4 protein-coding genes are annotated in these 23,285 nt (G+C 76.8%); all 4 read left to right on the top strand.

Translation table 11 applies throughout. The annotated features are described in order from the left end of the window. Positions 1 to 45: 45 nt before the first annotated feature. The 4 genes from ACZ7C5_RS13790 (at position 46) to ACZ7C5_RS13775 (ending at position 23,285) form a co-directional block, all read left to right on the top strand. Positions 46 to 1,875 carry a glycoside hydrolase family 15 protein gene (locus ACZ7C5_RS13790; RefSeq protein ID WP_470322647.1) on the top strand — a complete coding sequence of 610 codons (1,830 nt, stop codon included), beginning with the start codon at positions 46 to 48 and terminating at the stop codon, positions 1,873 to 1,875. Next, entirely contained in the window at positions 1,872 to 3,239 is a 1,368-nt protein-coding gene (locus ACZ7C5_RS13785) for a glucose-6-phosphate dehydrogenase (protein WP_470322646.1), read from the top strand. Before ACZ7C5_RS13790 ends, ACZ7C5_RS13785 begins: the two co-directional genes overlap by 4 nt. A gap of 847 nt (positions 3,240 to 4,086) precedes the next feature. Then, the gene (locus ACZ7C5_RS13780) at positions 4,087 to 5,454 is read left to right on the top strand and encodes a serine hydrolase domain-containing protein (RefSeq protein WP_401082509.1); all 1,368 of its coding nucleotides are present in this window, start codon (positions 4,087 to 4,089) and stop codon (positions 5,452 to 5,454) included. Between the two features lie 134 nt (positions 5,455 to 5,588). Then, positions 5,589 to 23,285: a non-ribosomal peptide synthase/polyketide synthase gene (locus tag ACZ7C5_RS13775; RefSeq protein ID WP_470322645.1), complete on the top strand. Its 17,697-nt coding sequence runs from the start codon at positions 5,589 to 5,591 to the stop codon at positions 23,283 to 23,285.

Below are 23,285 nucleotides of genomic sequence, written 5' to 3'. Positions count from 1 at the left end.
CCTCCCCGACGGCCGGTTCCCCCGGAGCTGCGGAAGCGAGGCGGCATGTACGACCCCGATCCACCGTTCCGGCCGGTCACCCGGCGCCACGGCTACCTGCCGCTGGAGGACCTCGGCCTCATCGGGAACGGTACGACCGCCGCGCTGGTCGGCCTGGACGGCACCATCCCGTGGATGTGCCTGCCCGGCTTCGACTCCGAGCCGCTGTTCTGCGGACTGCTGGACCACGCCCGCGGCGGGCAGTTCACACTCGCCCCCGAGGGCCTGGTGGAGGCCAGACAGCGCTACGAACCGGACACCGGCGTCCTGGTCACCGAACTGCGCGGCCCCACCGGCCTGGTGCGGGTCACCGACGCGCTGACCCTGCGCTCCGGCGCCGACCTCACCGACGACGCACCGGCCGACCGGGCCGAACTGGTGCGCTCGGCCGTGGTGCTGGACGGGACGGTGCGCCTGCGGGCGGAGCTGGAGCCGCGCGGCGGCGCGCAGACCAGGGCCCTGTTCAGCGGACTGGAGGTGCGGCCGAACCGGCGCCCCGACCTGCGGCTGCACCTGCGCTCCAACCGTCCGCTGACCGGCCCGCACGGCACCCACGAACTGCGCCAGGGCGAACGGCTGGACCTGGTGCTCTCCTGGGGCCGCTTCCACCGGCACCACCGCTTCGACACCGACGCGACGCTGCGCGGCACCGCCGAGGCCTGGCGCCGCTGGATGCGGCACTTCGCGTACGACGGCCCCCAGGAACCGCTGGTCAGGCGGGCCGCGATCACGCTGAAGCTCTGCGACGACTGGGCCAACGGCTCCCTGGTCGCGGCACCCACCTCCTCGCTGCCCGCGCCGATCGGCGGCATCCGCAACTGGGACTACCGCTACAGCTGGATCCGCGACGCGGCGTTCGCCGTGTTCGCGCTGCGCCGGATCGGCTTCCGCGGCGAGGCCGACGCCTTCCTGGGCTGGGTCCTCGACGCCTTCGAGTCCAGCCGGCGGCCACGGATCATGTACGACCTCAGGGGCGGCCCGGTGCCGGACGAGGTCGAGGACGGGGAGCTGGAGGGCTACCAGCGCTCCGCCCCGGTGCGCTGGGGCAACGGCGCGGCCGACCAGCGCCAGCACGACGTCTACGGCGAGATCCTGGACTGCGCCGACCAGTGGCTGCGGGCCGGCGGCGAGATCCAGCCCGCGCTGTGGGCGGGCCTGGCCGGCCTGGCCGACACCGCCGGGCAGGCCTGGCGCCGGCCCGACCAGGGCATCTGGGAAGTGCGCAGCGAGGGCCGGGTGTTCACGTACTCGGCGGGCCTGTGCCAGGTGGCCCTGGACCGGGCCGCGCAGATCGGCGAGCGGCTCGGCCTGCCCGCCGGGACCGACCGGTGGCGGGCCTCGGCCGAGGAACTGCGCCGGCTCATCCTGGAGCAGTCCTGGGACGAGGACGCCGGGACCCTCAGTGCCCACCTGGACGGCGGCGGGGCGCTGGACGCGAGCCTGCTCGCGCTGCCGCTGCGCCAGGTGGTGCCGGCCGGGCACCCGCGGATGGTGGCCACCGCCGCCGCCGTCGCCGAGCGCCTCTCGGCCGGCGGCGGGCTGCTCCACCGCTACCTGCACGAGGAGTCCCCGGACGGCCTGCCGGGCGACGAGGGCGCCTTCGTGCTGTGCAGCTTCTGGCTGGTCGACAACCTGGTCGGCCAGGGCCGGATCGGGGAGGCGGAGGAGCTGTACGTCTCGCTGTGCTCCCGGGCGAGCCCGCTGGGGCTGATGTCCGAGCAGATCGACCCGTCCACAGGAGAGTTCATGGGCAACTTCCCCCAGGCGTTCAGTCACATCGGGATCATCGCCAGTGGCGTCAGCATCGGCCGGGCGAAGGCGGGTGGGCGAGGATGATCGACCGGCTCGCCGTCCTCGGCGCGACGGGGGACCTCAGCGCCCGCTTCCTGCTGCCGGCGCTGGCCGCCCTGCGGGCGGCGGGACACGTCGGCGACCGGCTCCGGGTGACCGCGGCCAGCCGGGAGGACTGGGTCACCGAGCACTACCGCGGGTGGGCCGCCGACCGGCTCGACCAGCACGGCGGCGACCTCCCGGCCGACGCGCGGAAGGCGGTGGCGGCCGCCGTCGACTACCGGCGGGCCGATGTCACCGACCCGGCCGAGGTGGCCGCGGTGGTGGCCGGCGAGGGACCGGTGGCCGTCTACCTCGCCCTCCCGCCGGCGCTCTTCCCCTCGGTGATCACCGCCCTGCACGCGGCGGGCCTGCCGGCCGGCAGCCGGATCGTGCTGGAGAAGCCGTTCGGCGAGGACCTGGCCGGCGCCCAGGAGCTCAACCGGCTGCTCGCCGACCTGGTGCCGGAGCGGGCGGTGTTCCGGGTCGACCACTTCCTGGCCATGACGACCGTCCAGAACGTCCTCGGCAGCCGGCTGGCCAACCGGGTGCTGGAGCCGATCTGGAACAGCACCCACATCTCCCGGGTGGACATCACCTGGGACGAGACGCTGGCGCTGGAGGGGCGGGCCGGGTACTACGACCACGTCGGCGCGCTCAAGGACATGATCCAGAACCACCTCCTGCAACTGCTCTGCCTGGTCGCCATGGAGCCGCCGATCACGCTCGGCGAACGGGACCTGCGGGACCGGAAGGTGGACGTGCTGCGCTCGGTGCGGCCGCTCACCGGGAACGACGTGCTGCACCGCACCCGGCGGGCCCGCTACCTGGCCGGCCGGATCGGGGACCGCGAGGTGCCCTCCTACGTCGAGGAGGAGGGGGTGAGCCCGAAGCGCCGCACCGAGACCTTCGCCGAGGTGGAGCTGGAGCTGGAGAGCTGGCGGTGGGCCGGGACGCGGTTCCGGCTGCGCAGCGGCAAGGCGCTGGGGGAGGACCGCAAGGAGGTCGCGGTGCACTTCCGCCCGGTGCCCCACCTGCCGTTCGGCCACAGCGGGGCGGCCGCGCCCAACGTGCTGCGGTTCGAGCTGGAGCCGGAGGGACTGACCCTGGACCTGACGGGCATCGGCGCCCACGCCCACGAGCTGGCCCCGGTCTCGCTGACCGCGCGGATGGAACCGCAGGAACTGCCCGCGTACGGGCGGCTGTTGCTGGACGTCCTGAACGGGGACCCGGCGCTGTCGATCCGCGGCGACGAGGCCGAGGAGGCCTGGCGAGTGCTCGAACCCGTGCTGTCCGGCTGGGAGCGGGACCTGGTGCCGCTGGAGGAGTACCCGGCCGGCTCGCAGGGGCCGCCGCCGCGTTTCCCGTAGGTGGCGCGGAGGTGGACGGCGGGGGTGGTCGCCGGGCCGCCGGTGCACAGGCGGCCCAGCCGGTGAATTCCGGCACAGCCGTCACAGGTGCCCGAAAATTCACTCGAATAATCGCGAATAACTGTTCGAGTGAATGGTGAGGTTCTGATGTCATATTTTCGGCCAAAGAATTCACGGTGCTGATCCGACGTCGCAGGCAGGGCCGCGAGTCGCACCAGGGATTTTGCGGTTCCGATTCCGGGTGCGGTCGCTTTCCGTTCAATCGAAGGGGGTTGCGAGCGGCTGATCCGCCGTGAAGACTGTTGCGCGTTCGTCGTCCGGACGTTCGGGACGGCAGGGATTGTGCGGCTCTCCGGCCGTGTCGGCGCGTTCCGCGCCGCGGTTGCGGGGGCGGTTCGCAAAAAGGGGGATCGGACATGCCGGTGACGGCGAACGCGCAGGTGGGGGCCGGGGGAGCAGTCGGCCGGCGGTGGCCGGGTTTCTGTCCGGTCGCGCCGGCGGGGTGAGTATTCGGTCGTCCACGGTTCACCGTGGACCGTTCCCCGGTTCGCCGTTCCCCGCGCGGCGGGGAATTCGGGTCGCATTCGCACCGTCCGGTCCGGACACGTGGGAGCGGCGCCGGAACGGCTCCGGGCGGGTGCGGCGCCCCGGCGCGGGTGACCGGGGATTCCCGGGACGGCCGACCGCCACCGGCGCGGCCCGCGCCGATTCCCCTCGTACCCGCACGTCCTGAGCCGGGCGGGGCCCGCGGCCGGAAAATTCCCGCTGTGCCGCACTCCAATCCGCAATTCCACCGCGGGCGCCCGGCGCGCCCGCACCCGAGAACCAGTCAACGGGAGCTTCCGTCATGCCGTATCCCAGCCCGGCGCCCGTCCGGGAACGTGTGCCGCTCCTCCGGCGCGGTGAACTCCAGCACCGGCTCGACGTGCTCGCGCGTGCCCACCGGGTGCCCGGCGCCCAACTGGTGCTGGACACCGGCTCGGAGACCGTGGCCCTGCACACCGGTGTGGCCGACACCGGCACGGGCGCGCCGTTCACCGAGGACACCGTCGTGCCGGTGGGCTCGCTGACCAAGCCCTACACGGCCGCCCTGGTGATGCTGCTCGCCGACGACGGCGACCTGGACCTCGACGAACCGGTCGCCGAGCACCTGCCGGAGTTCCGTCAGCTACCTGAAGTATCGATTCGTCAACTTCTCGGCCACACCGGCGGACTGCCCACCGGACCCGACTCCGACGCCGCCGCCGGGACCACCGCGGCGCGCTACCTGACCGCCGTGTGCACCGCCGGGGACGCGCTGTTCCCGCCCGGCACCGGCTTCTCCTACTCCAACGCCGGCTACGTCGCCGCCGGGCGCCTGGTCGAGACGGTGACCGGGATGCCCTGGCACGAGGCGGTACGCGCCCTGCTGCTCGAACCCTTCGGCACCACGGCGGTGTTCACCGACACGGCGATACCGGGGCGCCCGGTCGCCGCCGGACACGCGCTCAACGCCGCGACCGGCCTGCCCAGGGCCGTCCGGCAGAACCTGGCCCCGCTGGAGGCCCCGGCCGGCGCCCTGCTGGCGAGCGCCGCGGACCTCGCCGCGCTCGGCGCCGCCCTGGTCGGCCGGTCCAAGGTGCTGCCCCCGGACGTCGCCGGGCGGATGCGCCGCCCGCAACCGGGAGCCCGCCCGGGAGCGCTCGCGGACGACTGGGGCACCGGCGTGGCCCTCTACCGGCGGCACGGACGGCTGTGGTGCGGCCACGACGGCAACGCCATGGGCACCTCCTGTCACCTGCGGGCCGACCCGGACAGCGGTGTGGTGGTCGCCTTCACCGGGAACGCCGGGGCCGCCACCGCGCTCTGGCGGGCCCTCGCCGCCGACCTGGCGGAGACGGCCGGCCTGCGGGTGCCCGCCGCGATCGAGCCGGTGGGCGCGGGCCGGCCGGTGGCCCTCGCCGACCCCGCGGCCGTCGCCGAGTGCGCGGGCGACTACCGCAACGGCTCGGTCCGCTACCGGGTCGAACCGGCCGGGGACGGCCCCGCCACCCTCTCCGTGGACGGCGACCCGCCGATCCCGCTGCGCTGCTACGCCGACCTCTCGTACGACCTGATCGCCCCCGACACCGGCCTCCCCGAGCCCGGCGGGCACTTCCACCGGGACCGGGCCACCGGCCGGATCGACCGGGTGCAGGTCTCCGGGCGCACCGCCCGCCGGGCCGGCTCCGGCTGAGCCCACCGGCCCGCCGCGGCACACCTCGCACCGCCGCTTCCCCCTGCATCCCGTCGCTTCCCCGGGCCCGCGGGCCGGCTACCGCCTGCCCCGACGCCCGCGTCGCTCGCCTCCATCCGGAAGGACCTTCCGCCATGGCCGACCGGCCTGCCCAGCCCGCGCACTCCTCCGCTCCGCCGCAGGCCGGCGGCACCCCCGCACCCCCCGGCCCGGTTCCCGCGTCGCCGGAGCACCGCACCCTCGACGAGCTGTTCGCCGCCCAGACGGCCCGCACCCCGCACGCACCCGCGCTGACCGACGGCCGGCGCACCTGGACCTACCGCGAGCTGGCCGGACGGGTCGGACGGCTGGCCCGCGACCTGCGCCGGCGCGGCGCCGGACCGGAGCGGACAGTGGCCCTCGTCCTGCCGCGCTCGATGGAGCTGATCGCGGCCGAACTGGCCGTCGCCCGGGCGGGCGCCGCCTTCCTGCCCGTGGACCCGGCCTACCCCGCCGACCGGCGGGCGCTGATGCTCGCCGACGCCGGGCCCGCCCTCGTCCTGGACGACCCGGAGCTGGTGCGCGAGGCCCTGGAGAACGAGGCCCCGCAGGACGAGGCCCCGGAGGCGGCCGGGCCCGAGGACGCCGCCGCGCCGCCCCGGCCGGCCGGCACCGGCCACCCGGCGTACGTGATCTACACCTCGGGCTCCACCGGGGCTCCCAAGGGCGTCGTCGTCACCCACCGCGGGATCGGCGGCTTCACCGCGGCGGCCGTCGAGAACTACGCGGTCGGCCCCGGCGACCGGGTGCTCCAGTTCTCCTCGCCCAGCTTCGACGCCTCCGTGCTGGAACTGTTCGTCTCCGTCCTCACCGGCGCCACCCTGGTGATCCCCCCGCACGGCCCCTGGCTCGGCGAGGAACTCGCCGCCGTCCTGGACGAGCACCGCATCACCCACACCCTGATCCCGCCCGCCGCCCTGGCCACCGTGCCCGCCGGCGCCGGCCGCCACCTGCGCACCCTGATCGTCGGGGCCGAGGCCTGCCCCGCCGAGCTGGTCGACCGCTGGGCGCCCGGCCGGCGCATGGTCAACTCCTACGGCCCGACCGAGGCCACCATCGTCGCCACCTGGACCGGAGCGCTCACCGCCGGCACCGGCACGCCCGGCATCGGCGCAGCCCTGCCGCACACCCGGGTGTACGTGCTCGACGAGGCCATGCGGCCCCGGCCGGACGGCACCGACGGCGAGCTGTACCTCGGCGGCGAGGGCGTCGCCCGCGGCTACCTCGGCCGCCCGGGCCTGACCGCCGCCCGCTTCGTCGCCGATCCCTTCGGCCCGCCCGGCGCCCGGCTCTACCGCACCGGCGACCGGGCCCGCCGCAACGCCACCGGGGAGCTGGAATTCCTCGGCCGGCTCGACCGGCAGGTCAAGGTCCGCGGCTTCCGGATCGAGCCGGGCGAGATCGAGGCCGCGCTGCGCGCCCACCCCGCCGTCGACCAGGCCGTGGTGGTGGTCCGCGAGGACGAGCCCGGCCACGCCCGGCTGGTCGGCTACGCCACGCCCGCCGACCCGGAACGCGCCCCCGATCCGGCCGAGCTGCGCACCGCCCTGGCCGCCGGGCTCCCCGCCCACCTGGTGCCCTCCGCCGTCGTCGTGCTGGCCGAACTCCCGCTCACCCCGCAGCTCAAGATCGACCAGCGGGCGCTGCCCGCGCCCGCCGCCCGCCCCAGCGCGGGACGGCTCGCCCCGCGCACCGAGCGGGAGCGCGCCCTGGCCGCCATCTGGGCCGAGGTCCTCGGCCTCGACGCGGTCGGCGCCGACGACGACTTCTTCGACCTGGGCGGCGACTCCGTCCTCGCCGCCCGCACCCTGGCCAGGACCGGCGAGCGGCTCGGCGTCCGGCTCACCCTCAGGGACGTCTTCACCGCCCGCACCGTCGCCGCCCTCGCCCCGCTGCTCGACGGTGCCCGCACCGCCGCGCCCGCCGAACCGATCCCGCCCGCCCCGCGCGGGGCGCCGCTGCCGCTGTCCAGCGCCCAGCTCCGGCTCTGGTTCCTGGACGACCTCGCCCCCGGCGGCACCGAGTACCACACCGGCGTCGCCCTGCGGCTGCACGGCACCGTCGACCACCAGGCCCTCGGCCGGGCCCTGCACCGCCTCGCCGCCCGGCACGACTCGCTGCGTACCACCTTCCCCACCGTCGACGGACAGCCGGTGCAGCACGTCGCCGAACGGGCCGAACTGCCGCTGCGCACCGAGGACCTCGGCGCACTGCCCGCCGCGGAGCGCGCCGAGGCGGCCGAGCGCCTGCTCACCGAGGAACTGCAACGGCCCTACGACCTGACCGGGGGCCCGCTCGCCCGGGCGCTGCTGCTGCGGCTCACCGCCGACGACCACCTGCTGCTGCTGGCGCAGCACCACATCGTCACCGACGGCTGGTCGGTGGGCGTCCTCACCCGCGAACTGGCCGCGCTCCACCGGGCGGAGGCCACCGGCGAACCCGACGGGCTGCCCGCCCCCGCGCTCCAGTACCCCGACTACGCGCACTGGGAGCAGCACCGCCGGACCGACCACACGGCCGACCTCGCCTACTGGAAGCGCGCCCTGGCCGGCCTGCCGACCCTGCGGATACCCACCGACCGGCCCCGGCCCGCCGAGCGCACCAGCGGCGGCGCGGCCCACCGCCACCACCTCCCGGCCGAACTGGTGGACCGGCTGCGCCACCTCGCCGCGGGCCGCGGCACCACCGTGTTCACCCTGTTCGCCGGGGCGTCCGCGCTGCTGCTCTCGCGCCACTCCGGCCAGCGGGACGTCGCCTTCGGCACCGTCACCAACGGGCGGGAGCGCCGGGAACTGGAGGAGGTGACCGGCTTCTTCGTCAACACCGTGGTGCTCCGCGCCGACGTGGACGAACGGGCCACCGTCGACCGGTTCGTGGCGGAGATGCGGACCACCCTGCTGGACGCCTTCGCCCACGCCGCGGTGCCCTTCGACCGGGTGGTCGAGGAGCTGGCCCCGCCCCGCGACCCCGGCCGGACCCCGCTGGTGCAGGTGGTGGTCGTCCAGCAGACCCCCACCGCCCCGGCCCCGGCCGGCGGCCTGCGCTTCACGGAGCACCCGCTGCCCCGCCCGGCCGCCCGGTTCGACCTGGTCCTGGAGTTCACCCCGTCCGAGGCGGGCGACTGCGCGCTGACGGTGGAGTACAACACCGACCTGTTCGACCGGCGGACCGTCACCGCGCTGGCGGACCACCTGCACCGCCTGCTCGCCGCGATGGCGGACGGGCCGCAGCGCACCCTCGCCGAACTGCCGCTGATCCCCGAGGCGGAGCAGCGCGCGCTGCCCGGCTCCCGGAAGCCGCCCGCCGCCCTCCCCGGCGGCGACCCGGCCGGGCCGCCCGGCTGGAGCCGGGCGTACGTGCTGGACCGCGCGCTGCGCCACCAACCGGACGGTGTGCCGGGCGAGTTGTACCTCTCCGGCGACCTCGGGGAGCAGCCGGGGCCGGTCGCCGACCCGTACGGTCCGCCGGGGTCGCTGATGTACGGCACCGGGGAGCTGGTGCGGTGGACCGCGGACGGCGAACTGGAGCACCTCGGCCGGGTCGAACAGCGGGCGCGGCCCCGCGGCCTGGCGGCCGACCCGGAGGAGACGGCGCGGGCGCTGCGGAGCTGCGCCGGGGTGGCCGAGGCCGCCGCCGTCCTCACCGGGAGCCCCGGACGGCTGGTCGGCTACGCGGTGCCCGTCCCCGGCGGCCCGATCGAGCCCGAGGCGCTGCGCCGCACCCTCGCCCTGACCCTGCCCGACCACCTGGTCCCCGCGGTCGTGGTACCGCTGCCCGCCCTGCCGCTCGGCCCCGACGGCACGCTCGACCACGCCAGGCTGCCCGACCCGGGGCCGGCCGCGCCCGCCGTCCGCCACGTCGCCCCCCGCACCCCCGCCGAACGCGCGCTGGCCGGCATCTGGGCCGAGGTGCTGCGGCTGGAGCGGGTCGGCGCCGACGACAACTTCTTCGACCTCGGCGGCGACTCCATCCTCGGCATCCAGGTGGTGGCCCGCTCCCGGCAGGCCGGGCTGCCGGTGACCTCCCGCGACCTGTACCGGCACCAGACGGTGGCCGCGCTCGCCAGGGCCGCCGAGGACGCCGAGGCGCCGGCCGCGCCCGCACCGGTGGCCGCCACCGGCGAGGCGGCGCTGACCCCGATCCAGCGCTGGTGGTTCGACCGGGCCGGCGGCCGGGCCGGCCACTTCGCCCAGGCGCTCTCCCTGCTGCTGCCCGGCGACCTGGACCGGGCCGCGCTGGAGGCGGCCCTGAACGACCTGGTCGCCCACCACGACGCGCTGCGCTCGGCCTTCTCCGCCCCGGACGGCGCCGGCGCCGTGCACTGGCGGATCGAGGAGCCGGCGCCGCGGACCGTCCTGACCAGGCACACCGGCCCCGACGACGACACCCCGCACTTCGGCCCGTACGACCTGGCCGCGGGCGGGCCGCTGCTGCGCGCCGTGCTGCACGAGCGCGCCGGGGGCAGGCCGCCCGTGCTGCACCTGGCCGTCCACCACCTGGTGGTCGACGGGGTCTCCTGGCGGGTGCTGCTGGAGGACCTGGACACCGCCTACCGCGCCCGCCGCGACGGCCGGGACGGCGCGGCGGCGCTGCCGGCCAAGTCCTCGCCGCTGCGGCAGTGGGCCGCGCGGCTGAGCGCCTTCGCCGCCGAGGGCGGCTTCGAGGACGAGACGGAGTACTGGGCCGGGGCCGTCCCCGGCCGGCCCGCGGAAACGTTTCCCGCGGAGCCGGACGGACCCGCCACCTACGCCACCGAACGTTCCGTCACCGTCCGGCTGAGCGCCGCCGACACCGCCGCCCTGCTGCGCACCCTGCCCGACACCTACCGCACCCAGGTCAACGACGTGCTGCTGAGCGCCCTCGGCCGCGCGCTGTGCGGGGAGAGCGGCCTGGAGCGGGTCGTGGTGGACGTCGAGGGCCACGGACGCGAGGAACTGTTCGCCGAGCTCGACCTCAGCCGTACGGTCGGCTGGTTCACCACCCGCCACCCGGTCGCCCTGGCCGTCCCCGCCGAGGCCGGCTGGGACACCGTCCTCAAGCAGGTCAAGGAGCAGCTGCGGGCCGTCCCCCGGCGCGGCCTCGGCTTCGAGGCGCTGCGCCACCTCGGCAGGCCCGGCACGGCCCCCGAGGTGGCGGCCGCCCGGATCAGCTTCAACTACCTGGGCCGGATCGCCCTGCCGGACGACGCGGACGGGCTGTTCCGCGGCACCTTCAGGCCGCTGGAGCTGGACGCCGACCCGGTCGTCGAGCGCCCCCACCCGCTGGAGGTGGTCGGCCGGCTGGACGGCGACGCGCTGGAGTTCACCTGGTTCCACTCCGCCGCCGTGCACCGGAGCGGGACGGTCGAGGCGCTGGCCCGGCGGTTCGCCGAGGAGCTGGCCGGCCTGGCCCGCCACGCGGCCCGCCCCGGCGCGGCCGGGCGCACCCCGTCCGACTTCCCGCTGGCCGGGCTCGACCAGCCGGCGGTGGACCTGATCACCGGCGACGACCCGGGCGCGGTGGAGGACGTCCTGCCGCTCACCCCGACCCAGTCCGGCATGCTCTTCCACGGCCTCGCCGAGGAGGACAGCGGCGCCTACTTCCAGCAGCTGGACTTCGTCCTGGAGGGCGTGCCCGACCCGGCGCGGCTGGCCGAGGCCTGGCAGCGGGTCACCGACCGCACCGCCGTGCTGCGCGCCCACGTCCGCTGGCAGCGGGTGCCCGAGCCGGTGCTGGTGGTGCACCGGCGGGTGGCCGTGCCGGTCACCCACCTGGACTGGCGGGCGCTGTCCGAGGAGGAGCGCCGCGACCGGCCGGCCGGGCTGCTGGACCGCGACCGGGCCCGCGGCCTCGACCTCGGGCAGGCGCCGCTCCAGCGGCTGGTGCTGGTCCGGCTCCCGGAGGACCGGGTGCGGGTGCTGTGGTCCTTCCACCACCTCGTCCTGGACGGCTGGAGCCTGTTCCAGGTGCTCTCGGACGTCTTCGCGGTGCACGCCGCGCTGGCCCGCGCCGGACGGGACGGCGAGATCCCGTACGGCACCGTGCCGGAGCGCCGGCCCTACCGCGACTACCTGGCGTGGCTGGCCGGGCGCGACCACGCCGAGGCCGAACGGCACTGGCGGGGCCGCCTCGCCGGACTGGCCGAGGCCACCCCGCTGCCGTACGACCGCGAGCCGGTGCAGAGCCACCGGGCCGAGTCCACCCGGGCCGTGCCGTTCACCCTGCCCGCCGCCGCGACCAGGGCGCTGGAGGACCTCGCGCGCGGCTCGGGGCTCACCCTCAACACCCTGGTGCAGGGCGCCTGGGCGGTGCTGCTGGGCCGCCAGGCCGGCCGCGCCGAGGTGGTGTTCGGCACCACCTCCTCCGGGCGGCCGCCCGAGCTGCCCGGGGTCGAGACGATGACCGGCCTGTTCATCACCACCCTGCCGACCCGTACCGCGGTGCCCGCCGAGGGCACCCTGCTCGACTGGCTGCGGACGGTGCAGCGGGAGCAGAGCGAGGACCGCAGGTACGGCTTCGTCCCGCTCACCCGCCTGCGCGCCGCCACCGGACTGCCCGAGCAGACCGGCCTGTTCGACAGCCTGGTGGTGTTCGAGAACTACCCGGTCGACGAGGACGCGGCCGACGCCCACGGCCTGCGGCTGCGCGACCTCGACGGGATCGAGACCACCAACTACCCGCTCACCCTGCTGGCCTACCCGGGCCCCGAGCTGAACCTGCGGCTCTGCTACGACCCGCGGCTGTTCGACGAGTCCACCGTGCGGCGGCTGACCGGGCAGCTCACCGCGGTGCTGACCGGCCTGCCCGAGGGCGCCCACCGCCCGCCCGCGCTGCTGCCGCTGCTGACCGGGGAGGAGCGCCGGCGCGTCCTGGCCGACTGGAACGCCACCGACGCCCCGGAGCCCGCCGCCGACATCGCCGAGCTGTTCGCCGAGCAGGTGCTCCGCACCCCGGAGGCCGTCGCCCTGGAGACCGCGGAGCAGCGCCTGACGTACCGCGAACTCGACGCCAGGGCAGCCGAACTGGCCGGGCGGCTGGCCGCGCACGGGGTCCGGGTCGAGCAGCCGGTCGGGGTGCTCATGGAACGCTCCGTCGAGCTGGTCGTCGCCCAGCTGGCGCTGGTCCGCACCGGCGGCGTGTACGTGCCGCTGGACGGCCGGGCGCCGCGCGAACGGCTGCACCGGATGCTGGCCGAGGCGGGCGCGGAGCTGCTGCTCACCGACGCTCACCGGGCCGGCGCGGCCGCCGGACTGCGCCCGGCCGGGCGGGTGCTGCGGGTGGACCTGCCCGAGGAGCACCCGCCGGTCGTGGCCCCGGCGGCCCCGGCGGCCGTCCACCCCGACAACGTCCAGTACCTGATGTTCACCTCGGGCTCCACCGGCACCCCCAAGGGCGTCGCGGTGCGCCGCCGGGACGTCGCCGCGCTCGCCCTGGACCGCGCCTTCACCGGCCACGACCGGGTGCTGGTGCACTCCCCGCACGCCTTCGACGCCGCCACCTACGAGCTGTGGGTGCCGCTGCTGCGCGGCGGCACCGCCGTCCTCGCCCCGCCCGCCGAGCTGGACGCCGCCGCCGTCCGGCACGCCGTCACCGAGCGGGGCGTGCGCTGCCTGTGGCTGACCGCGGGCCTGTTCCGGCTGCTCGCCCAGGAGGACGCGGGCTGCCTGCGCGGCGCCCGCGAGGTGTGGACCGGCGGCGAGGCGGTGCCCGGCGCGGCCGTCCGCAGGGTCCTGGAGGCCTGCCCCGGCCTCACCGTGGTCGACGGCTACGGCCCCACCGAGACCACCACCTTCGCCACCCGCAGGGCCTTCCTGCCCGGCGACGTGCTGCCCGCCGTGCTGCCGATCGGCCGCCCGCTGGACAACACCAGGGTGTACGTCCTGGACGGTGCGCTCCAGCCCCAACCACCGGGCATCACCGGGGAGTTGTACATCGCCGGGGCCGGGCTCGCCCGGGGCTACGCGGGCCGCCCCGGCGAGACCGCCGCCCGCTACCGGGCCGACCCCTTCGGCCCGCCCGGCACCCGGATGTACCGCACCGGCGACACCGTCCGGTGGAGCGAGGACGGCGAACTGCACTTCGTCGGCCGCGCGGACGACCAGATCAAGATCCGCGGCTTCCGGATCGAACCCGCCGAGATCGAGGCCGGGCTCACCGCCCACCCGGCCGTCGCCGAGGCCGTGGTCTCACTGCACCAGGAGGCCGGACGCAAGCTCCTCGTCGCCCACCTGGTGCCCGCCGAGGGCGCCGAGCCGCCCACCGCCGCCGACCTGCGCGCCCACCTGGCCGCCGGCCTGCCCGACTACATGGTGCCCGCGGCGTACGTCACCCTGCCCCGGCTCCCGCTCACCGCCAACGGCAAGGTGGACCGCCGCCGGCTGCCCGCCCCCGACCCGCAACGGGCGGGCGGCGACCGGCCGCACCGCGCCCCCGGCACCGGGGCCGAGCGCCTGCTCGCCGCGATCTGGGCGGAGCTGCTCGGCGTCGGACGGGTCGGGCTGGACGACGACTTCTTCCTGCTCGGCGGCGACTCCATCCTCAGCATCCAGGTCGTCTCCCGGGCCCGCGCCGCCGGACTCGCGCTCTCCCCGCGCGACCTCTTCCGGCACCCCACCGTCGCCGCCCTGGCCGCGGCCGCCGGCAGCGCCGTCACCGTGGCCGGCACCGAACCGGTCAGCGGCGAGGTCGGCCTGACGCCGATCCAGCACTGGTTCCTCGACCCGAACCCGCCGTACGCCGGGCACTTCGACCAGTCCCTGGTGGTGGAGGCCCCCGGCGCCGTCGACCCGCAGGCGCTGCGCCGCGCGCTGGCCGCCCTGTGGGCCCACCACGACGCGCTGCGCTCCCGGTTCGTCCGTACCCCGGACGGCGCGTGGCAGCAGTACTGCGTCCCCGCCGACGAGGCCGCGCCCGAGCTGCTGGAGGTCCACGACGGAGCCCTCGAAGAGGCGGTGACCGAAGCCGCCCACCGCTCCTTCCGGCTGGCCGACGGCCCGCTGTTCACCGCCCGGCTGCTGGTCGGCTCCCCGGCGGCGGGCGACGACGGCGCCCGCCCCGACCGGCTGCTGCTGGCCGTCCACCACCTCGCCGTCGACGGCGTCTCCTGGCGGGTGCTGCTGGAGGACCTGGAGACCGCCTACCGGCAGGCCGTCGAGGGCCGCCCGCTGCGACTGCCCGCCCGCACCACCTCCGTCCGGGAGTGGGCCCGCCGGCTGGCCGGGCACACCGCCGCCGGCGGCTTCGCCGGGCAGCGCGCCCACTGGCTGGCGGCCGCCCGGGCCTGTGCCGAGCCGCTGCCGGTGGACGGCGACGGCGGCAACACCGCCGCCGACCTGCGCGAGGTCACCGTCCGGCTGGACCGCGAACGCACCGACGCCCTGCTGCGCGAGGTCCCCGCCGTCTACCGCACCCGGATCGACGACGTGCTGCTCACCGCGCTCGGCCGGGTGCTCGCCGACTGGACCGGGCGCGGCACCGTCGCCGTCGGGCTGGAGGGACACGGCCGCGAGGACCGGCTCTTCGAGGACCTCGACCTGTCCCGGACGGCCGGCTGGTTCACCTCGCTGTACCCCGTCGCCCTCGACGTCCCCGCGGGGGACTGGGGCACCGCCCTGAAGGCCGTCAAGGAACAGCTGCGCGCGGTGCCGGACCGCGGCCTCGGCTACGGCGCGCTGCGCCACCTCGCCCGGGACGAGGCGCTCGCCGCCCTGCCCGCCCCCGCCATCAGCTTCAACTACCTGGGCCGCTTCGACTGGTCCGCCGACGGCGCCGCCCTGGTCCGCGCCGTCCCCGGCGGCCTCGGCGGCGCGGAGGCCCCCGGCACCGAGCGCCCGCACCTGCTGGACGTGGTCGCCCGGATCGAGGACGGCCGGCTGGAGATCGGCTGGTACCACAGCGCCGGCCGGCACCGCCCGGAGACCGTCGCCGGGCTCGCCCGGGCCATGCTGCGCGCGCTGGAGGAGATCGTCGCCCACTGCGCCGAGCCCGGCGCCGGCGGCCGCACCCCCGCCGACTTCCCGCTCGCCCGCCTCGACCAGGCGGCGGTGGACCGGATCGCCGGGGACGGCCGGACGGTCGCCGACGTCTACCCGCTGACGCCGATGCAGGCCGGCATGCTCTTCCACAGCCTGCTCGACCCGGACGGCGACACCTACGTCAACCAGGTCCAGCTGGTGCTCACCGGGGTCACCGACCCGCACGCGCTGGCCGAGGCGTGGCAGCAGACCGCCGACGCCAACCCCGTCCTGCGCACCCGGCTCAGCTGGCAGGACGGCGCCGAACCGCTCCAGGTCGTCCAGCACCGCGCCGTCGTCCCGGTGACCCACCACGACTGGACCGGGCGCCCGGCCAGGCAGGCCGAGCGGGACACCGCCCGGCTGCTCGCCGAGGACCGGGCGGCCGGGCTCGACCTCACCGGCGCACCGCTGCTGCGGCTGGCCCTGATCCGGCTGGCGCCGGACCGGGTACGGGTGGTGTGGACCTTCCACCACGTGCTGCTGGACGGCTGGAGCGCCGCCCAGGTCTTCGACGAGGTGTGCGAGCGCTACGCCGCCCTCACCGCGGGCCGCGCGCCCGAACCGGTCGAGCGCGCCCCCTACGCCGACTACCTGCGCTGGCTGGCCGGCCAGGACCGGGCCCGGGTCGAGCAGTACTGGCGGGACACCCTGGCCGGCTTCCCCGCCCCCACCGAACTGCCCAGGGACCGCCGCCAGGACGGCGCCCACCGCGCCTCCTCCTCGGCCTCGGTGCGGGTCGCCCTCGACCCCGGGCTCTCCGAGCGGCTGCGCACCACCGCCCGGCAGGCCGGGCTGACCGTCAACACCGTGCTCCAGGGCGCCTGGGCGCTGCTGCTCTCCCGCTACGGCGGCGGGGACGACGTGGTGTTCGGCACCATCGTCTCCGGCCGGCCCGCCGAACTCCCCGGCGTCACCTCGATGGTGGGGCTGTTCATCAACGCGCTGCCGACCCGGGTGCGGATCGACGGGCGGCGCCCGCTGCTGGACTGGCTGCGCGAGGTCCAGGACGCCCAGTCCGAGGCCAGGCGGCACGACGCCGTCTCGCTGGCCCAGCTCCAGGGCTGGAGCGAACTGCCCGGCGGCACCGCCCTGTTCGACAGCATCGTGGTCTTCGAGAACTACCCCTTCGACGCCGGCTCGCTGACCAGGCACGGCCTCGGCGTGGAGACCGAGCACGTGCTGGAGCCGACCAGCTACCCGCTCAGCGTGGTGGTCGCGCCCGGCGACTCCATCGAGGTCAGCCTCGACCACGACCCGGCCGCCTTCGACGCCGCCACCGTCGAAGGGCTCGGGGCGAGCCTGCGCACCCTGCTCGCCGGGATGGCGGCCGGTCTCGACCGGCCGGCGGCCGAACTGCCGCTGCTGGACCCGGCCGAGGGGCGCGCACTCCTGGACCGCCTCGGCGGCCCGGTGCGCCGGGCGCCCGCCGGCACCCTGCCCGAGGCCTTCGCCCGGCAGGCCGCCCGCACCCCCGAGGCCCCGACGGTGCACTCCGGCGACGAAATGCTGACCTACCGGGAACTCGACGAGCGCTCCAACCGGCTGGCCCGGCTGCTGATCGAGGCCGGGGCCGGCCCCGAGCGGTTCGTCGCGCTCGCCCTGCCCCGCACCGTCGACCTGGCCGTGGCCCTGCTCGCGGTGCTCAAGAGCGGTGCCGGATACCTGCCGGTCGACCCCGGCTACCCGGCCGAGCGGATCGCCTACCTCTTCGAGGACGTCCGGCCCGACGCCGTCGTCACCGCCGCGGCGACCGAAGGGCGGCTGCCCGACGGGCCGTACACCCGGATCGTCCTGGACGACCCGGCCTGCCGGGACCGGCTGGCCGCCGCCCGCACCGACGCCGTACGGGACGGGGAGCGGCGCGGAGCCCTGCGGCCCGAGCACCCCGCGTACGTCATCCACACCTCGGGCTCGACCGGCCGCCCCAAGGGCGTGGTGGTCGCCCACGCCTCGGTGCTCGCGCTGACCGACTGGGCCGCCGCCGAGTTCGCCGGCCGCGGCCTGGAGCACGTGGTCGCCGCCACCTCGCTCAACTTCGACGTGTCGGTGTTCGAGATCTTCGCGCCGCTGCTCTCCGGCGGCCGGGTGGAACTCCTGCGCGACCTGCTGGCCCTCGCGGAGCGCCCCGGCCCCTGGCGGGCCGGCCTGCTGAGCGCGGTGCCCTCCGCGCTCGGCGGACTGCTCGCCGACGGCGCCGTGCACCTCGCGGCCGACACCGTGGTGCTGGCCGGCGAAGGACTGCCCGCCCGCACCGTGCGCCGGGTCCGCGAGGCCGTCCCCGGCTGCCGGGTGCTGAACGTCTACGGCCCCACCGAGGCCACCGTCTACGCCACCGCCCACACCTGCGACCCCGGCGACCCGGACCGCGACCCGCCGATCGGCCGCCCGGCCGGCGGCGCCAGGGCCTACGTCCTCGACGAGCGGCTGCGCCCGGTGCCCGTCGGCGCGCCGGGGGAGCTGTACCTGGCCGGCACCGGCGTGGCCCGCGGCTACCTGCGCCGCCCCGGACTGACCGCGGGACGCTTCCTGCCCGACCCGTACGGCCCGCCCGGCAGCCGGATGTACCGCACCGGCGACCGGGTGCGCTGGAACGCCGACGGCGCACTCGGCTACCTCGGGCGCGCCGACGACCAGGTCAAGGTGCGCGGCTTCCGGATCGAACTCGGCGAGGTCGAGGCCGCGCTGGCCCGCCACCCGCGGGTCGCCGCGGCGGCCGCCCGGGTGGTCGACCAGGACGGCCACAAGCGGCTGGTCGGCTACGCCGTGCCGCGCGACGGGGCCCTGCCCGACCCGGCCGAGTGGCGCGCCTTCCTCGGCCGCTCCCTCCCCGACCACCTGGTGCCCGCCCTGGTGGTGCCGCTGGAGCGGCTGCCGCTCGGCGCCACCGGCAAGCTCGACCGGCGCGCCCTGCCCGTCCCCGCCCCGGCCGCCGGGGGCACCGGGAACATCGGGAGCACCGGGAACGACCGGCCGCCGCGCACCGACACCGAGCGCGCCCTCGCCGCGATCTGGCGCGAGGTGCTCGGCGTGCCCGACGTCGGCGCCGACGACAACTACTTCACCCTCGGCGGGGACTCCATCCTCGGCATCCAGGTCGTCTCGGCGGCCCGCCGGGCCGGCCTCGCGCTGACCCCCAGGGACCTGTTCGCCCACCAGACCCTGGCCGAACTCGCCCGCGCCGCCGAACGGGCGCCCCGCCCCGGGCCCGCCGCCGACCAGCGCGCCGTGACCGGCGACGCCCCGCTCACCCCCGTCCAGCACTGGCTGCTGGACACCCTCGACGGCGACCCCGCCCGGCTCACCCAGTCCGTCTCCTTCACCCTCGCGCCCGGCACCGAGGAGGGCCCGCTCCGGGCCGCCCTGGCCGCCGTCCTGGACCACCACGACGCCCTGCGGCTGCGCTACGAACCGCTCGCCGGAGGCCGGTGGCGCCAGCACGGCACCGAACCCGGCCAGGCCCCCGAACTGCACGTCCACCAGGCGGCCGAAGGAGAGGACCGGGAGGCCGTCCTGCGCGATCTCGGCGAACGGCTCGCCGAGGACTTCGACCTGGCCGCCGGACCACTGCTGCGTGCCGCGCTCTGCCGCTTCGCCGGCGAGCCGCGCCCGGTGCTGTTGCTGGCCGCGCACCACCTGGTGGTCGACGCCGTGTCCTGGCGGATCCTGCTGGAGGACCTGGAGCGCGCCCACCGCGCTGTGAGCGCCGGCGAACGGCCCGACCTCGGCGTCCGGAGCACCTCCTTCCCGGCCTGGGCCGAACGGCTCGCCGCCCACACCGCGGCCGGCGGCTTCGACGAGGAACTCCCGTACTGGCAGAGCCTGGTGGACGACACGCAGGACATCGGCCCGGACGGCGGGCTGCCCACCGACCTGGACGGCGCGAACACGGCCGCCACCGAGGAGTCGCTGACCTTCGCCCTCGGCACCGAGGACACCCGCCGGCTGCTCCAGGACGTCCCGGAGGCCTACCGCACCCGCGTCAACGACGTGCTGCTCTGCGCCCTCGGCCGGGTCCTGGCCCGCTGGACCGGACGGCGCCGGGTGCTGGTCACCCTGGAGGGCCACGGCCGCGAGGAACCGTTCGACGGCGTCGACCTGTCCCGCACCGTCGGCTGGTTCACCACCATGTACCCCGTCGCCCTGGAGGTGCCCGAGGACGCCGACACCGGCACCGCCCTGAAGGCCGTCAAGGAGAGCCTGCGCGCCGTCCCCGGCGGCGGCCTCGGCCACGGCGCGCTGCGCCACCTCAGCCCGGCACCCGGCCTCACGCTCCCGCGGATCGGCTTCAACTACCTGGGCCGGCAGGACTGGACCGCCACCCCCGGCGGCCTGCTGCACGCCCCGGCGGGCCCGCTCACCGGCGGCATGGACCGCACCGCCCGCCGCCCCCACCTGCTGGACGTGCTCGGGCAGGTCACCGAGGGCCGGCTCTCCTTCACCTGGTCCTACTCCCGCCGGGTGCACCACAGCGGGACGGTCGCCCGGCTCGCCGCCGAACTGCTGGACGAGCTGCGGGAGATCGTCCGCCACTGCGCCGGACCCGGCGCCGGCGGACGCACCCCCTCGGACTTCCCGCTGGCCGGCCTCGACCAGGCCGCCGTCGACCGGCTGGCCGGCACCGGACGGGAGGTGACGGAGATCCAGCCGCTCACCCCCACCCAGACCGGCATGGTGGTGCACGGCCTGGACGAGGCCGAACACGGCCTGTACGTCGAACAGATCACCTTCGTCCTGGACGGCGCCCGCGACCCCGGCCTGCTGGCCGCCGCCTGGCAGCACGTCGTCGACCGCACCCCGGTGCTGCGCACCTCCGTCGTCCTGCGCGGCGTTCCGGTGCCGCTCCAGGTCGTCCACCGGCAGGCGGTGCTCCCGGTCACCGAGCACGACTGGAGCGCCCTGACCGCCGAGCAGCGGCAGGGCCGGCTGGAGGAACTGCTCGCCGACCGGCGCACCCGCCCGCTCGCCCTGGACCGCGCCCCGCTGCTGCGGCTCGACCTGATCCGGCTCGGCCCCGACGCCGTCCGGGTGGTGTGGGAGTTCCACCACGTCCTGCTGGACGGCTGGAGCGTCTTCCACGTCCTCGCGGACGTCCTCGCCGCCCACGCCGCCCTCGCCCGCGGCGAACGGCCCGCCCTGCCCGAACGCCGCCCCTACGCGGACTACGTCGGCTGGCTCGCCGCCCGCGACACCGGCGCCGCCGTCTCGCACTGGCGCGGCGTGCTGGCCGACCTCGCCGCCCCCACCCCGCTGCCCTACGACCGCCGGCCCGCCCCGGGCGACACCGCCCGCTCCGGGGACTGGCTCTCCTACCGGCTCGACGAGGCGCGGACCGAGCGGCTCCAGGAGTTCGCCCGCCGCCACCGCCTCACCCTCAACACCGTCGTCCAGGGCGCCTGGGCGCTGCTGCTGTCGCGCTGGAGCGGGGAACGGCGGGTCTGCTTCGGCACCACCGTCTCCGGCCGCCCCGCCGACCTGGCCGGCTCCGACGGCATCGTCGGCCTGTTCATCACCACCCTGCCCGCCCGGGTCACCGTCGACGGCGCGCGGCCCTGCGCCGACTGGCTGCGCACCCTCCAGGAGGAGCAGGCCGAGGACCGCCGCTTCGACCACCTGCCGCTGGCGCGGATGCACGGGCTGAGCCGGGTGCCGCCCGGCACCGAGCTGTTCGACAGCCTGGTGGTCTTCGAGAACTACCCGGTCGGCGACGCCACGGCCGGCGCGCACGGCCTGCTGGTGCGCGACCTGGACGCCAGGGAGGCCACCAACTACCCGCTCACCCTGGTCGTCTCGCCCGGCGAGCGGCTCGCCGTGGAACTCGGCCACGACCCGCGCCACCTCGACCGGGAGACCGCCGAGCGGCTGGCCGACCGGCTGCTGCACACCCTGTCCGCGCTGGCCGCCTCCGACGGCGGCACCCCGCTGGACCGGCTCGACCTGCTGCCGCCCGGCGAACGCGAACGGCTGCTGCACGGCCCGGCCCGCCCGGCACTCGCCCCGGTGCCCCCGGCGACCCTGCCCGCCCTGGTCGAGGCAGCCGCCGACCGGTGGCCGCGGGCCGTCGCGCTCAGCGCCGCCGGCCTGGAGCTGACCTTCGCCGAGGCCGAGGAGCACGCCAACCGGCTCGCCCACCGGCTGATCGCCCGCGGCGCCGGCCCGGGCGGGATCGTCGCCCTGCTGCTGCCCCGCTCGGCCGACACGGTGCTCGCCGAACTGGCGGTGGCGAAGACCGGCGCCGCCTTCCTGCCCGTCGACCCGCACTACCCCGAGGAACGGATCGGGGCGATGCTGCGCGACGCGGCCCCCGCGCTGACCCTGGACGCCAAGGAGGTCGCCGAACTGCTCGCCGCCGACCCGGACGGCGCCCCCGGCCACCGGCCCACCGACGCCGACCGCGGCCGCCCGCTCGACCTCGACGACCCGGCGTACGTCATCTTCACCTCCGGCTCCACCGGCACCCCCAAGGGCGTCGTCGTCACCCACCGCGGCCTCGCCGCCTTCGCCGCCGCCGAGGCCGCGCACTACGGGGTGGCCCCGGGGGACCGGGTACTGGCCTTCGCCACCCCCAGCTTCGACGCCTCGGTGCTGGAACTGTGCCTGGCCCTCCCGCACGGCGCCCGGCTGGTGGTGCCCGAACCGGGGCCGCTGCTCGGCGAACAGCTCGCCGGACTGCTCGCGGCCCAGCGGATCACCCACACCCTGCTGCCGCCCGCCGCCCTCGCCACCCTGCCGGCCGGCACCCCGGGCACCCTGCCCGCGCTGAAGACGCTGATCGTCGGCGCCGAGGCCTGCGGGCCCGACCTGGTCGCCCGCTGGGCCCCGCACCACCGGATGGTCAACTCCTACGGCCCCACCGAGGCCACCGTGGTCGCCACCTGGTCCGCGCCGCTGACCGCGGACGGCGCCGCCCCGCCGATCGGCCGCCCGCTGCCCGGCACCGGCGCCCGCGTCCTGGACGCCCGGCTGCGCCCGGTGCCCGACGGCGTCCCCGGCGAGCTGTGGCTGAGCGGCCCCGCCCTGGCCCGCGGCTACCTCGGCCGGCCGGGACTGACCGCCGCCCGGTTCACCGCCGACCCGTACGGCCCACCCGGCACCCGGATGTACCGCACCGGCGACCTGGTGCGCCGCGACCGCCACGGCGAACTCCACTACCTGGGCCGCACCGACCACCAGCTCAAGCTGCGCGGCCACCGGATCGAGGCGGGCGAGGTGGAGGCCGTACTGGCCCGCCACCCGGCCGTGCTGGACGCGGTGGTGAGCATCAGGGAGGACGAGCCCGGGCTGCCCCGGCTGGTCGCCCACCTGCTGGCCGCCCCCGGCGCCGAACCGCCGACCGGCGCCGAACTGCGCGCGCTGGCCGCCCGCTCGCTGCCCGGCCCGATGGTCCCCTCGGCCTTCGCCGTGCTGGAGCGCTTCCCGCTCACCGCGAGCGGCAAGACCGACCGCGCGGCGCTGCCCGCCCCCGGACCGGAGGAGGCCGAACCGGCCGGACGGGTCGAACCCCGCACCCCCACCGAGGAGGCCGTGGCGGAGATCTGGGCCGACACCCTGCACACCGCCGTCGGTGCCACCGACGACTTCTTCCGGCTGGGCGGCGACTCGATGCGGGCCCTGCTGATCGCCTCCCGGGCCAACGACGCCTTCGGCGTCACGCTCACCCCCCGCGACGTGCTGGTCTCCCGCACCGTGGCCGCCCTGGCGGACCTGGTGGAGGACCTGGTGCTGAGCGAACTCGAAGCCGCGCTGGGCGGCCCCGACGAAGCCGGCGCCACCGGCAGCCCCGACGATGACGAACGGTGA

This window comes from Kitasatospora sp. NPDC036993 (assembly GCF_055607525.1).
Note: the sequence above shows the minus strand (reverse complement) of the source record. Positions and strands in the feature narration are given on the sequence as shown.

What these genes read in the sequence shown, in the direction of transcription:
- ACZ7C5_RS13785 (WP_470322646.1), top strand. Translation starts at nt 1,872, where the DNA reads ATGATCGACCGGCTCGCCGTCCTCGGCGCGACGGGGGACCTCAGCGCC.
- ACZ7C5_RS13775 (WP_470322645.1), top strand. Translation starts at nt 5,589, where the DNA reads ATGGCCGACCGGCCTGCCCAGCCCGCGCACTCCTCCGCTCCGCCGCAG.
- ACZ7C5_RS13790 (WP_470322647.1), top strand. Translation starts at nt 46, where the DNA reads ATGTACGACCCCGATCCACCGTTCCGGCCGGTCACCCGGCGCCACGGC.
- ACZ7C5_RS13780 (WP_401082509.1), top strand. Translation starts at nt 4,087, where the DNA reads ATGCCGTATCCCAGCCCGGCGCCCGTCCGGGAACGTGTGCCGCTCCTC.